Origin of the sequence: Olleya sp. Ti.3.14, from assembly GCF_038154885.1 — a bacterium.
Taxonomy (GTDB): Bacteria; Bacteroidota; Bacteroidia; order Flavobacteriales; family Flavobacteriaceae; genus Olleya.
Genome location: NZ_JBAKAO010000009.1, coordinates 63,612 through 76,966 on the forward strand (window position 1 = coordinate 63,612; position 13,355 = coordinate 76,966).

Consider the following 13,355-nt stretch of genomic DNA (forward strand, 5'->3'; position numbering starts at 1 on the left):
AAAGAATTAGTTCTCTTTAGATAAACTTTTCATTTCAGTTTCAATCATTTCGTAAAACTGATCAATCTTAGGCAAGATGTAAATCTTAGTTCTTCTGTTGATTGCTCTGTTTTCTGCAGTATCATTTGATACTAAAGGTAAATGATCACCACGTCCAGCTGCAATTAATTGTTGAGGTTTAACACCTAAGTCTTGTAAAGCTCTAACAATAGCTGTACTACGCTTAACACTTAAGTCCCAGTTGTCAACTAATACACCACCTTTGTTGTAAGGTACGTTATCTGTATGACCTTCTACCATTGCTTCAAAGTTTGGCTTTCCATTAATTACTGTTGCTACTTTTCCTAAGATTTCATTAGCTCTAGTTGTAATGTTATAGCTTCCACTCTTAAATAATAACTTGTCCGATAAAGAGATGAAAACAACGCTTTTTTCAACATTGATTTCGATGTCTGGATCGTTTAATCCAACTTCTTTCTTTAAACTAGTTACTAAAGCTAGTGTTACACTATCTTTTTTAGTTAAAGCATCTTGTAATCTTGTAATTCTTAAGTCTTTTTCTTTTAAGCTTTCTAAAGATTTTTCAACGTTTTTAGCACCTTGAGCGGTTAACATTGTCATATCTTTTGTGCTTTCAATCAATGCAAGATTATTTGCTTTCATGTCTGCTAAACGTGCTTGTAATTCTGCTAGACGCGCTGCAGATGCTGCTTCGTCAGCTAAACAAGAGTTAAGTTTAACAGTTGCTGTGTTCAATAAATCCTGTGTTTCTTTTTGTTTTGCTTCTAATGCAGCAAATTCTTTTTTAGACACACAAGAGCTTAATAATAGTAGTGCACCTGCACTAAATAAAAGGATTTTTTTCATAATTTTTAAATGATAAATTAAATTTATACACACCAAAAGTATAAATAATTAAAATGTTAAAATACGCTTTAACAAAACTTTTGCTAAAACTAAAAGCAAATAAGGTTTAAAACTGACGGTTAAAATTTAATATAATAATTAAAACATTTAATCAGTTGATAATTAGCGCTTTGTTAGGGTGAGTAATGCGTGAATAAAATATCGTTCAGTTTTTAATTATTCTTTTTTTTTAATCAAAACTTACTTAATAAAGGTTTTTTTATTTAAAACAAAATAGTTGTAAACTATTGATTTTGTCTGGTAATAGCCAGTTTTTTGCGAGATTGATTTTCGCTTTTTTAATAGCTTAGGTAAATGTTTGTAAAAAGATACATGTGCTTTTAAAATTGCTATTAAATGTTTAGGCTTAAATTCTATTAAAAATTTTAAGGCAGCAATACCATCAAGTACTAATCTTACAAAAATTAATAATGCAATATTTCCTTTGGCGTTTTTAGTTAAAGTAAACAAACTGTTTCTAAAATTTAGATAGGTTTTTTTTGGACTACCTGCGTTTAAGGTTGCTCCACCAACGTGATACACAGTACTATTATTTATGTATTTGGTTAAATAACCCTTGTTAAACGCTCTCCAACATAAATCAATTTCTTCCATATGGGCAAAATAGGATTCGTCAAATCCTTGCAAAGCCTTAAATGTAGATTGTCTAATAAATAAGCAAGCACCTGATGCCCAAAAAATGGTTTCGTTTTGGTATTGATTGGTATCAACATCAATTGTATTAAAAATACGACCTCTACAATATGGATAGCCATATTTATCTATAAAACCTCCAGCAGCTCCAGCGTATTCAAACTTTTCTTTGCTTTTATAATCTAAAATTTTAGGTTGTATAATCGCTGTTTCAGGTTGCTCTTTAAATGTTTTTAAAATAGGGACTAACCAATTAGGCGTAACTTCAATATCGCTATTTAATAAGCAATAAATATCTTCCTTAACAAAAGGTAAAGCATCATTATAACCTTTTACATAGCCTCCATTTTCTGAGTTTTGAATAATTATAACCTCAGGATAGTTTGTTTTAATAAATGTTACAGAGTCATCAGTGGACGCATTATCAGCCACATAAATTGTTGCATCTTTAGAGTGTGCAATAACAGATGGTAAAAATTGCTCAAGCAATGCGCTTCCATTCCAGTTTAATATAACGACTGCTATTTTCAAATTTTTTAAAGGCGTTTTGGTTTTTTTTATTTATACTTTAGACTAAACAAAAACTAGTGTTCTTGATAATCTGGTATGTCTTTTAAAAAGTGATACTGTTCTGCTTTAAAATCCATACTGCAATAATAGTGATTAATACCATTTGTTACCATCAAATAGGTTGCATTTAATGCCAAGTTATAACGTGCTATTTGGTCAAAAGTGTTTTGTTTGATTTCTATTTTAGGCGCTTTACATTCAACAATTAAATGTATGCTTCCGTCAGTATTAAAAATAACAATGTCATAACGCTTTTTTAAATCGTTGACTCTTAGTTCTTTTTCGACATTAATCAAAGAGATTGGATATTTTTTAACTTCTATTAGGTAATGTACACAATGTTGTCTTACCCATTCTTCAGGTTGTAAGACCATAAATCTTTTACGTATAACATCAAAAATAGATACTTTATTTTCGTTATTTTTGAATCGAAACACAAACTTTGGAAAGTTTAACTCTTGCATTTAATGGTATTCGGTTTTTTTCAAAGTTAAACTTCAAAAGTCAAAAACCAAATTTTTAAATTTTTTTCCTTTGGACGAAGTCAAACAGTTAGTTACTGATATAAAAAATAAGCAGCTTAAACCTATCTATTTATTAATGGGTGAGGAGGCTTATTACATTGATAAAATTTCAGATTACATCGAAAAAACCGTTTTAACGGAAGAGGAGCGAGGCTTTAACCAAATGGTGTTATATGGTCGTGATATTAGCGTGGACGATATTGTAAGTAATGCTAAGCGTTACCCTATGATGGCAGATCGTCAAGTGGTGATTGTTAAAGAAGCTCAAGATTTATCTAGGACAATTGATCAATTAGCAGATTATGCCAAAAAACCACAACCTACAACGGTTTTAGTTATTTGTTATAAATACAAATCTGTAGACAAACGTAAAGCGGTTTACAAAGCTATTAAAAAGTCAGGCCAAGTTTTTGAAAGTAAAAAGCTTTACGAAAACCAAGTACCAGATTGGATAAGTCGTGTGTTGTCACCAAAAGGCTATTCTATAACTCCAAAAGCATCACAAATGTTAGTGGAGTTTTTAGGTACAGATTTGAGTAAATTAAGTAATGAGTTAAATAAACTACAAATAGTCTTACCAAGAGACACACAGATTACACCTGATCATATCGAAGAAAATATAGGTATTAGTAAAGACTATAATAACTTTGAGTTACGTAAAGCTATTGGTGCAAAAAATACTGCTCAGGCTTTTAAAATTGTCCATTATTTTGCAGAAAACCCAAAGGATAATCCAATGGTCTTAACTGTATCTTTATTGTTTAGCTTTTTTTCTCAATTATTGCATTTACATGGAATGTCTGATAAAAACCCACGAAGTGTAGCCTCTGCATTGCGTGTTAATCCTTATTTTGTAAACGAATATATAGAGGCTTCACGCAATTACCCAATGCGAAAAGTTAGTCAAGTTATTGCTATTTTACGCGAGTTTGATGGTAAAAGTAAAGGGGTTGATAGTAATGCTGTGCCACAAGGTGATTTGCTTAAAGAGATGTTAGTTAAGATTATGTACTAACATTTATTTAGAACTATAAAAAAACATCATGAAACCATATTATATAATAGCAATAGTACTTTTAAGCTTTTCTTGTAAAACTGCACAAACACTTCCAGATCCATTAGAAGCAGGTTGGGAAGGACATAAAGTGTGCAAAGTATTACAAGACACAAAAAAACAGCGCATATTAAAATGTACGTTTCCACCTAATGTTGGTCATGAGAAGCATTATCATAAACCACATTTTGGTTATACCTTAGCAGGAAGCACTTTTCAAATAACAGATGCTACAGGTACACGTACTATTCCTGTAAAAACAGGAGTGACTTGGTCTAAATCTGAAATTAGCGAGCATCAAGTACTAAATGTTGGCGATAGTACTGCAGTATATTTAATTATAGAACCCAAATAGTTAATTTTTTTAACGAAGCTGAATGGGTTTTAACACTTCCATATTATTATTTAACACTTGATATTAAATCGAAGTTAAACAGGTATTGTAATTCGTCTAACGCTAGTAATTATAGTACTTTAGAGGTAAATCGAATTATTAATAACAAAAACCAAAAAATAAAATGGAAAACTTAGAGAGAAAGAAAGTTGCGATTTTAGCAACCAATGGATTTGAAGAAAGTGAATTAAAAGAACCAATGAATGCTTTAAAAGAAGCAGGAGCAGATGTACATATCGTCTCTGAAAAATCAGGACAAATAAAAGGTTGGGCAGACGGAAACTGGAGTAACAGTTACGATGTAGATAAAACCTTAGATCAAGTGTCTCAAGACGATTATAATGCGCTAGTATTACCAGGAGGAGTCATTAATCCTGATACTTTAAGAAGAAATGAAGATGCAATTAGATTTATTAAATCGTTTTTTGCTAATAAAAAACCAGTAGCAGCTATTTGTCATGCACCTTGGTTGTTAGCTGAAGCAGGTGTATTGCAAGGACGTAAAGTAACATCATTTAGCTCTATTAAAAGAGATTTAGTAAATGCAGGAGCCATGTGGGAAGATAGCGAAGTTGTTGTAGATGAAGGATTAGTCACAAGTCGTAATCCAAACGATTTGCCAGCATTTAATAAAAAGTTAATAGAAGAAGTTTACGAGGGTAAACATAATATGCAAACTACATAATTTATTTACAGATTGAATATAAAAGCCAACCGTTAAGGTTGGCTTTTTTTTATGTTTTAATTTTAAACTACATATCTTCTAATTCAGCAGTATAATCATACTGTAAATCTTCATGTAACGCTAATATTTTTTTAGTTATACCTTCAATATTTCGATCATACAAATTGGTTAAGGTTGTATTTCTAGAGATTGAAGGTTTCATAGCTTTTAACTTCTTACAAAAGTATAATAGCAATTCGACTTCAGTCTCTTTATTAAGCGAGTATCTAATGTATTTTTTTGTGTTTCGTAAAATCTTACGTACACTTTTTTTAATGTAAAAAAAGCTGTCGGTATTTATTAATTCAAATTGCTCATCAATTTCAGCTTTAACGGTTTCAATATAACTAGCTTCACTATCTGCTTCAAATAATAAATAGGTAAGCAGTTCTTTGTTTTCTTTTTTAAAACGTGATAATCTTAAACACAGTTCTGCCAATTCTTCGTTGGTTTTATGTTTTAACTCTTTTCGGATCGTAACAACAGATACAGCTTTCATTTAAATTTTATAATGTTTTTTTATAGTGCGTTTGACTATATATAGACGTGCAATACCTATTACTAAAATAATTGGAGCTATTGCTATTAATATGATACCATACGTTTTTAAATCTGCCAGTAAATCTAACTTAAGTATGGTAATTCCTGTACCTAAAATAACTAAAAAAGTTCTAAAATAAGCCAAAAAAGTACGTTCGTTGGCTAATTTGGTACGCTCAATAGCTAGCCAATCGCGTGTTGTTAAATCGGTTTGTTCTATCATAATTTTTAAATAGATTTTAAAGGTATAAAAAAGGAGTCATTTATTCTAGCTAATGTCTATTGTCTGCATAATTACATTTATATATTTTATTGTTTTTGTAATTTAACGACCTGTTAATAATACTTTAAGTCTGGTTTAACACTGTTTAGTCATTGATATTTTATCTTTAAGTAAACCAAAAAAAAGAGATTGATATGCCATTTATTACAAACAAAAGCACAGCAGAAACCGTAGATATTTTTTATGAAGATTATGGAAACGGACAACCGGTAATTTTAATTCATGGTTGGCCATTAAGTAGAAAATCATGGGAACATCAAGTATGGAAAATTGTAGAATCAGGTTATAGATGCATTTCCTACGATAGGAGAGGCTTCGGAATAAGTAGTTCACCTTGGAATGGATACGACTATTCTGCATTAGCTAGCGATTTAGAACAAATTATTGCTCAGTTAGATCTTGAAGATGTGATTGTTGTAGGATTTTCAATGGGTGGAGGAGAAGTAGTAAGATATTGTACAGATTTTGGCACAGATAAAATTGCTAAAGCAGCTTTAATAAGTAGTATTATACCTTTAGTTAAGCAAAAAGAGGATAATCCAGATGGTGTCCTTGAAAAGGATTTGCAAGGTATTCAAGATGCTTTAGAAGAAGACAGAGTAGGTTTTTTAAAAGAATTTTCTAAAGGATTTTATAATTTTGAAGACAATAAAGACAAAGTTAGTCAGGCACAATTAGACTATGATTTTGTTGTAGCTTCACACGCTTCGCCTAGAGCCACAATCGAAACTGCAAAAGCATGGATGCATACAGATTTTAGAGATGAATTAAAAAATGTAAATGTGCCAACTTTAATTGTACATGGTGATAGTGATAACACTGTCCCAATTGAAACGTCTGCTAATCAGGCAGCAAAAGGTATTACAGATAATGTGTTTAAAGTCATTAAAGGTGCACCTCATGGTTTAAATATTACCCATAAGGACCAATTAAATACTATTTTAATTGATTTTCTAAAATCGTAAATGGTAACTAATATATAAGTAAAAAGCTCATCTAATTTATAGATGAGCTTTTTTGTGTAATATATAGCGTTTGAACAATTATCTTAACTTTGGAAAACTACTAGGATTAGACTCGTGCATAACCGCATAAACTGCTTCAAAAACATCTTCTGTTGAAGGTTTAGAGAAATAATCTCCATCTGTACCATAAGCTGGTCTATGTGGTTTAGCAGCTAATGTTTTAGGTTGACTGTCTAAATGCTTATATGCATTTTGAGTGTTAATTATTTGATCTAATATATATGCAGATGCTCCACCTGGAACGTCCTCATCTATAACCATTAGACGATTGGTCTTTTTAACACTATTTACAATGTCATGATTAATATCAAAAGGTAGTAAAGATTGAATGTCAATAATTTCTGCATCAATACCAACTTCAGCTAACTCCTTGGCAGCTTGTTGTACTATTCTTAAAGTTGATCCATAAGATACTAAAGTAATATCTGCACCTTCTTTAATAGTTTCTACAACTCCAATTGGTGTTGTAAACTCACCTATATTAGATGGTAATTTTTCTTTTAATCTATAACCGTTCAGGCACTCTACAATTAAGGCAGGCTCGTCACTTTTTAAAAGTGTATTGTAAAAACCTGCAGCTTTGGTCATGTCTCTTGGTACCAATACATGAATCCCTCTAACTAGGTTCAAAACGCCACCCATTTGCGATCCTGAATGCCAAATACCTTCTAGTCTATGTCCACGAGTACGAATAATTAATGGTGCTTTTTGACGACCTTTTGTTCTGTAACGTAAGGTTGCTAAATCATCGCTTATTATTTGTAAAGCATATAGGATATAATCTAAATACTGAATTTCGGCAATTGGACGTAAGCCACGCATAGCCATACCAATACCTTGGCCTAAAATGGTTGCTTCTCTAATACCAACATCAGCAACGCGTAATTCGCCATATTTTTCTTGTAAACCTTCTAACCCTTGATTAACATCTCCAATGTTACCAGCATCTTCTCCAAATACTAAAGTTTCAGGATAAGTATTAAAGATAGCATCAAAGTTTTCTCTTAAAATAACACGTCCATCAACATCTTCAGTTTTACTATCGTAAGTTGGTTTAATTTCTTTTATATGAATCGCAGAAGTTGAACTTTCATTATGTAAATCAGAACTATACAAGGGTTGTACCTTGGTAAAAAAGGTGTCAATCCAGTCTAATAATTGTTGTTTTTCTGAAGAATTTTCAGCAATAACATAACGCAACGCTTTTCTAGCAGCTGATACAGCGTCTTTTCTATTAGGCTCTCCAATAGCACTTAAATCGTTTGCAATTTTTTCAATAAACACCTTATTAGAACTAGCGTTAGCAACATTTTTTAATAGCGCTACTAAGTCTTCTTTTTCTGTTAAAGCAGGTTTTAAATAATTAGTCCATGCAGCTTTTTTAGCATCTCTAACTTGCTTTTTAATGTTTTTTTCAATGGTTTGTAATTCTTCGTCAGTTGCAATGCTGTTTTCTATTAACCAAGCACGCATTTTAAGATTACAATCGTTTTTAGCTTCCCACTCTAAACGGTCTTTATCTTTGTAACGCTCATGTGATCCAGACGTTGAGTGACCTTGTGGTTGTGTAAGCTCGTTAACATGAATTAAAACAGGGACGTGTTCTTCTCTTGCTATTTTTGCAGCTTCTTCATAAGTCGCTATTAAATTAGCATAATCCCAACCTTTAACTCTTAGGATTTCATAACCATTATTGTCCTTATCACGTTGAAATCCTTTTAAGATTTCAGAAATATTTTCTTTTGTTGTTTGGTGTCTTGCATGTACAGAGATTCCGTATTCATCATCCCAAACGCTTATTACCATTGGTACTTGTAATACACCAGCAGCATTAATAGTTTCAAAAAACAAACCTTCACTTGTACTTGCGTTTCCTATAGTTCCCCAAGCAATTTCATTACCATTAACAGAAAAATTGGTCGTATCAATACCTTTAACATTTCTGTAAATTTTTGATGCTTGCGCTAAACCTAATAATCTTGGCATTTGACCTGCTGTAGGTGAGATGTCAGAACTTGAGTTTTTTTGCTGAGTTAGATTTTTCCAATTTCCGTTTTCATCCACACTATGCGTTGCAAAATGGCCACCCATTTGTCTTCCTGCAGACATAGGTTCTTGCGATAAATCTGTATTGGCATATAATCCAGCAAAAAATTGCTCTATTGTTAGCTCTCCAATAGCCATCATAAAGGTTTGATCACGATAGTAACCTGATCTAAAATCTCCGTTTTGAAAAGCTTTAGCCATAGCTAATTGAGGGACTTCTTTACCGTCACCAAATATTCCAAATTTAGCTTTTCCGGTTAACACTTCACGACGTCCTAATAGACTACATTCACGACTTGTTACAGCGATGTGGTAATCTTTAAGAACTTCAGTTTTAAAATCTTCAAAAGACAAGTCTTTTTTATTGTTAACTTTTGTTTGCATGTGTAAGGAATTATTTGAAACAAATTTAATCAAAAATTGTCGGTTTAGCAATATCAAAAAATCTTAAAAAAATGTGAATTATTCAATAATTAAGCCTTAAGTAGGGTTATTTAATAAATTAATCGCAAAAAAGACTAATCTGCTAAGAATTTATTAATACCAACGTCTAGTAAATAGACCTAATAAAGTTTTTGGAGATAAGGTAACTATAAACCTAATTTTTTCGTCATAATTAGGTTGTCCTATTTCCCAACCTAAATTAGAGTAGACCGGAAAGTATAGCTCAAAATAATCTTCGACAAGATTTAATCTAATACCAGAATCATAAACAAATTCTGGACTAAAATTTTGATTTTTTATAACTCCAGCATCACCATAAAGCATAATATATCTCCAAAGTGTAGCGCTTGTGTTAACGGTTGTCATCCATTGGTTAGCAAAAGGCTGAGATAGTTTAGATTTAAATCCACCTTCGGCTATTATAATTTGTTGACTTAATACTCCAGTTTGTTCGCTTCGACCTAAATAATTATAGTCAAATAAATAGTCTGTAGGTCTGTCTAAAGCAAAACTAAAAAAGTCAGAATCTTGATACGTATCATTGTATAAAAACAAACCAGAAAAAACACGTAAATTAAACTGTTTATTACGTTCGTTTAGGTTTCTAAACTCTAAAGTTGCCGATATTTTACCAAAGTTTTTAGCAAACTGTACATCTGTAAATAATGACGCGTAGTCTTTTAAATTGTTGTCTACCAATCCATATTTAGCATTAAATACTGAGTATTTAGGCTCTCCATCAGTTTCAAATTCTCCTTTTGGATCAACTTCTCTATTAATATTAATGTATCTAAAAGATAAAAACTCACGTTTATTGTCTCTTAAATCTTTATGGTTTCTAAAATTATAATCAATAAAAGGTGTAAAAGAGGTGTAGCTTAAGTTTGGTGCATAATTGTAATAGTTACCAGATAATCCATAACGTGTTCTAAAATTGTCTGTACCTTCTGGTCTAGCATTATAAATCAAGGAGGCACTACCAACAACTTGATTACTTTTAAATCCATATTTAGGACTTAATTTGTATAGAAAGCGTTTACTTAAAAGGGTCTTATTGTATAGTTTTAAACCAGGAGATAGTCCATCATAAAAATTATAGTCAAACTCTGGCATAAAAAATACTTGGTTATAGTTTGGGTCTTCAATGTCTTTAAATAATCTAAATTGTAAAGGTTTATTGGTTAGAAAAAACCCGTTTAGCTTTTTAAAATTGTTACGTTGGTTAAATTCTGGTATGACATTATCATAATTTAACGCTAATTGGTCCGCGTCTTTATTTGCTATTGTAATGGTTTTATTACCATTAAAACCATCAATCCAAAACTTAGAGGTAATACTATCGTTTTCTAAAGTAAAAAGCGAAACAGGCATTTTATTATCCCTAAGGTTTTTAAGAGTAATTTTAATGGAGTCCTCTGATTTTTTTATCTTTTTGATTTTAAAATCTATCTTTTTACTTGTGCTAACATAGTCTTCAAAAAACCAATCAATATTTTTAGGAGTTTTAGATCTAATTATAGTTTCAAAATCTGCTGGTGTTGTACGTTTTAATTTAGATTGTTTAACAAAATCACTTAAAGTTTTAGAGACTATGGAGTCACCTATGTAATCATCCAAGTAATTTAATCCAATTGCTGCTTTGTATTTGTTAGAAATGTTTTTATTGAATTTTAATAACGAGTCCTTAGCCATACCAATAGGTTGGTCAATATTTGTACGTGCCATGTGCATGTATAAAAATGAATATTGGTCATTAAAATTTAAGTCTGCTGCATGAAACGATCTTACTCCCCAAACATTAGCTAATTTTCCTAATATTTTTTGGTTAGGATAAAATTTCTCGACGTATTTCATTAAATAATACACCTGAATACCATCTAGTAACCACTGTTCTTTTCTTGGGTTTATTAACAAAGTGTTTTCTAAATATACCTTTAAAGTAGTTTTAAGTAATTTTAATTCATATTGAAACGTGTCCTCAAAAGGTCTTACAAAGTCCGGAAGTAAATTAAGACCATAAATAGGGTCTTTTTTGTAATCAATCCAAGTTAATAATACTTTTTCATGTGGATAATCACCTAGGTTTTTGGTAATAAATTGTGCAACTCGATCGGATGCTAATGCCACTTCAGTAGGTTCTAGATTTTCCGTATCAATATTTGATTCAATATTAAAAAAATCTGTTTCAACTGTTTTGTAATCGTTGTTTTGTACTAGTGATAATTTAGAGTTTATTCTATTTTCACCTTTAAAAGTAGTGGTTGTAACAGTTCCAACTTCATTATTCAAAATATTTAATTCAGATACTGGCGTAAAATTATTTGGATAGGTAAGTTTAAGGGTAATATTTGCAGGTTCTACAAATAAATCCTCTAAATCTTTATTACTATAGTAATGCCAAGATCCATCAAATACAGCAGGTGTAATGTACCAAAAGCGTAGGTTGTAATCACCAAAGTCAGTGACACCATATCTTGTAAATTTATTATGAGGTATTTGAACAATATAAGTAAGTGTAATGTTATAAGATTGATTGGGTTGTAAAGGTGTGTTAAGCGCTACCTTGATAACATCTGGGTGTTTAGCTAAACGTTGAAAAAACGTGGTTTGATTAGATTGTTTAATACTAGTTAATGCAGTAAAACCACGATCTTCATTATTTGCAAAATGAAATGTGGTTTTAAACTCATCTGCAAAACGCTCGGCAAGTGGAGTTGTTTTTGAAGAATAGCTATGACTCCAATCGTTTAAATAGATGGTGTCTAAAACCGTATTACTATTATTTTTATATTGTATACTTTGTGTTATGTTTATGCTATTTTTTTTAGTATCAAAAACAGCCTCAATGTCAATAGTATTTTGGCTTAAAGCCGAAATGCTATATAGTATAAAACAAATAAAAATATAATAGTTTAGCTTCAATTGACTTTTACAAACTTTAAAGGTTGAACATTAATATTGTTAAGTGAAATGTAATATATTCCGTTTGATAAATACGAAATATCAACGTTAATAGTTTTGTCTTTTATAAAAATTGTTTTTACAACTTGACCTAACGTGTTGTAAATCTTTAAGTTATTGTCGTTTTTAAGCGATGCGTTAATTTTTAAATTTAATAAACTTGAAACCATATTGGATCCAATGATCTCAAAATCTGGTTTTTTAACTACCACATCAGGTACGTTTAAAAAGTTTTGATTGGTTTCAATATTTAAAGTAACGGGAAGATGGTCGCTAAAATTGTGTAAAGACTCTCTAATACTTTCTGAAAACAAAACACCAGAACAATCGCTACTATTTATTGCGCTATTCCAGCAATTTGGGTTGTTATTGTTACCATATACTTGATAACTATTAGGTGTAAATTGTAATTCCGGATTATTAGTCAAAGAGGTACTAGTTAGTATAAAGTCAAACCTGTCATCAAAACCTCCTGTAGTACCACCAAGTCCTGTTGCTGTCCTTGTAGACTGTGTAAAAACATCTACATAACTTTGGTTATTGTGCCAACTACCCATTCTGTTAGCTGGATCTATAAAGGTGATATTGTTTGTAGGATTGATAAACTCTTGAAAAGCAGGTTCGGAATTTGTGTACACATTAAAATCTCCTGCTAATAAAAAATAATCATTACTTGAAAAAGTGGACAAGTAAGTTGTTAAATCCTGAGCCATTTGAAAACGTAATTGCTGATTTGTAGTACCACTTGATGCTTTTAAGTGACACACAATCACGTTTAAATATATTGGGTCTGTGTCTTGAGTTAGTGTGTTTAACTTTAATTGGTAATGATTAAAGTCTCTGTAAATTGTAGTGACTTGATTTTGTCCTTCTAAACTAAACTTAGAACTGTCAAAATAAATTAAGTTTTGTAAATCGTTTTGATCTCCTAAATTATTATCACTAGAGTTAAGTACAAAATTAGCCATTTGATAATTGACATTAATGCTTTGTTGCATCATGTTTAAAATAGCATTTGCTCCAGAGCTATTATTAAGCTCGCAAACCATAAAAAGATCTGGCTGATAATTGGATAATATAATGTCTAGCTCGTCTAAGCGATCACTAGCAGGTTCTTGAAGCGGAAAATTTAATAAATTATAAAACATAGTTTTAAAGGTGTCTTGTGCATAGACACCTGAAAAACTAAGTAGTATTAATAAGTATAATGTTTTTTTTATCATTAACTGT

At 31.0% G+C, this 13,355-nt stretch carries 12 protein-coding genes; 4 read left to right on the top strand and 8 right to left on the bottom strand.

Features of this window, described 5'->3' with window-relative positions:
• Positions 1-6 precede the first annotated feature (6 nt).
• The 3 genes from V6251_RS12385 to V6251_RS12395 all read right to left on the bottom strand — a co-directional run bounded on the left by V6251_RS12385 (position 7) and on the right by V6251_RS12395 (position 2,594).
• Positions 7-867 carry an OmpA/MotB family protein gene (locus tag V6251_RS12385; protein WP_145001234.1) on the bottom strand — a complete coding sequence of 287 codons (861 nt, stop codon included), beginning with the start codon at positions 865-867 and terminating at the stop codon, positions 7-9.
• Positions 868-1,107: 240 nt separating this feature from the next.
• Positions 1,108-2,091, bottom strand: coding sequence for a glycosyltransferase family 2 protein (locus tag V6251_RS12390; RefSeq protein ID WP_341588458.1), 984 nt, complete (start codon positions 2,089-2,091; stop codon positions 1,108-1,110).
• Between the two features lie 53 nt (positions 2,092-2,144).
• Positions 2,145-2,594 carry a type I restriction enzyme HsdR N-terminal domain-containing protein gene (locus V6251_RS12395; RefSeq protein WP_341588459.1) on the bottom strand — a complete coding sequence of 150 codons (450 nt, stop codon included), beginning with the start codon at positions 2,592-2,594 and terminating at the stop codon, positions 2,145-2,147.
• A 70-nt stretch (positions 2,595-2,664) separates the two neighbouring features.
• Between V6251_RS12395 and holA the strand changes: the two genes are divergently transcribed.
• The 3 genes from holA (at position 2,665) to V6251_RS12410 (ending at position 4,787) form a co-directional block, all read left to right on the top strand.
• On the top strand, positions 2,665-3,669 hold the full coding sequence (holA, locus tag V6251_RS12400; RefSeq protein WP_341588460.1) for a DNA polymerase III subunit delta: 1,005 nt from the start codon (positions 2,665-2,667) through the stop codon (positions 3,667-3,669).
• Positions 3,670-3,697: 28 nt separating this feature from the next.
• A complete protein-coding gene (locus tag V6251_RS12405; RefSeq protein ID WP_341588461.1) occupies positions 3,698-4,063 on the top strand; it encodes a cupin domain-containing protein in 366 nt (121 codons plus the stop codon).
• Positions 4,064-4,226: 163 nt separating this feature from the next.
• Entirely contained in the window at positions 4,227-4,787 is a 561-nt protein-coding gene (locus V6251_RS12410) for a type 1 glutamine amidotransferase domain-containing protein (protein ID WP_341588462.1), read from the top strand.
• A 67-nt stretch (positions 4,788-4,854) separates the two neighbouring features.
• Here V6251_RS12410 and V6251_RS12415 read toward each other — a convergent pair whose 3' ends face one another.
• Together V6251_RS12415 and V6251_RS12420 are read right to left on the bottom strand one after the other, a co-directional pair.
• The gene (locus V6251_RS12415; RefSeq protein WP_341588463.1) at positions 4,855-5,325 is read right to left on the bottom strand and encodes a hypothetical protein; all 471 of its coding nucleotides are present in this window, start codon (positions 5,323-5,325) and stop codon (positions 4,855-4,857) included.
• Positions 5,326-5,589 (bottom strand): DUF202 domain-containing protein, encoded by a 264-nt coding sequence (locus V6251_RS12420; protein WP_341588464.1) that lies wholly within the window; start codon positions 5,587-5,589, stop codon positions 5,326-5,328.
• A gap of 194 nt (positions 5,590-5,783) precedes the next feature.
• Between V6251_RS12420 and V6251_RS12425 the strand changes: the two genes are divergently transcribed.
• On the top strand, positions 5,784-6,614 hold the full coding sequence (locus V6251_RS12425) for an alpha/beta fold hydrolase (RefSeq protein ID WP_341588465.1): 831 nt from the start codon (positions 5,784-5,786) through the stop codon (positions 6,612-6,614).
• 78 nt (positions 6,615-6,692) lie between these two features.
• Here the strand turns inward: V6251_RS12425 and V6251_RS12430 are convergent, their stop codons facing one another.
• From V6251_RS12430 to V6251_RS12440, 3 genes are all read right to left on the bottom strand, one after another.
• Positions 6,693-9,104 (bottom strand): alpha-ketoacid dehydrogenase subunit alpha/beta, encoded by a 2,412-nt coding sequence (locus tag V6251_RS12430; RefSeq protein ID WP_341588466.1) that lies wholly within the window; start codon positions 9,102-9,104, stop codon positions 6,693-6,695.
• A 153-nt stretch (positions 9,105-9,257) separates the two neighbouring features.
• The gene (locus V6251_RS12435; protein WP_341588467.1) at positions 9,258-12,086 is read right to left on the bottom strand and encodes a metalloprotease; all 2,829 of its coding nucleotides are present in this window, start codon (positions 12,084-12,086) and stop codon (positions 9,258-9,260) included.
• Positions 12,083-13,348 (bottom strand): T9SS type A sorting domain-containing protein, encoded by a 1,266-nt coding sequence (locus V6251_RS12440; RefSeq protein WP_341588468.1) that lies wholly within the window; start codon positions 13,346-13,348, stop codon positions 12,083-12,085. The genes V6251_RS12435 and V6251_RS12440 overlap by 4 nt, the downstream gene beginning before the upstream one ends.
• Positions 13,349-13,355 lie beyond the last annotated feature (7 nt).

Bases quoted from the DNA above. Each gene is read 5' to 3' on its own strand.
- V6251_RS12405 (WP_341588461.1), top strand. From the start codon at position 3,698: ATGAAACCATATTATATAATAGCAATAGTACTTTTAAGCTTTTCTTGT.
- V6251_RS12440 (WP_341588468.1), bottom strand. From the start codon at position 13,348: ATGATAAAAAAAACATTATACTTATTAATACTACTTAGTTTTTCAGGT.
- V6251_RS12385 (WP_145001234.1), bottom strand. From the start codon at position 867: ATGAAAAAAATCCTTTTATTTAGTGCAGGTGCACTACTATTATTAAGC.
- V6251_RS12415 (WP_341588463.1), bottom strand. From the start codon at position 5,325: ATGAAAGCTGTATCTGTTGTTACGATCCGAAAAGAGTTAAAACATAAA.
- V6251_RS12420 (WP_341588464.1), bottom strand. From the start codon at position 5,589: ATGATAGAACAAACCGATTTAACAACACGCGATTGGCTAGCTATTGAG.
- V6251_RS12425 (WP_341588465.1), top strand. From the start codon at position 5,784: ATGCCATTTATTACAAACAAAAGCACAGCAGAAACCGTAGATATTTTT.
- V6251_RS12410 (WP_341588462.1), top strand. From the start codon at position 4,227: ATGGAAAACTTAGAGAGAAAGAAAGTTGCGATTTTAGCAACCAATGGA.
- V6251_RS12430 (WP_341588466.1), bottom strand. From the start codon at position 9,104: ATGCAAACAAAAGTTAACAATAAAAAAGACTTGTCTTTTGAAGATTTT.
- V6251_RS12395 (WP_341588459.1), bottom strand. From the start codon at position 2,594: ATGCAAGAGTTAAACTTTCCAAAGTTTGTGTTTCGATTCAAAAATAAC.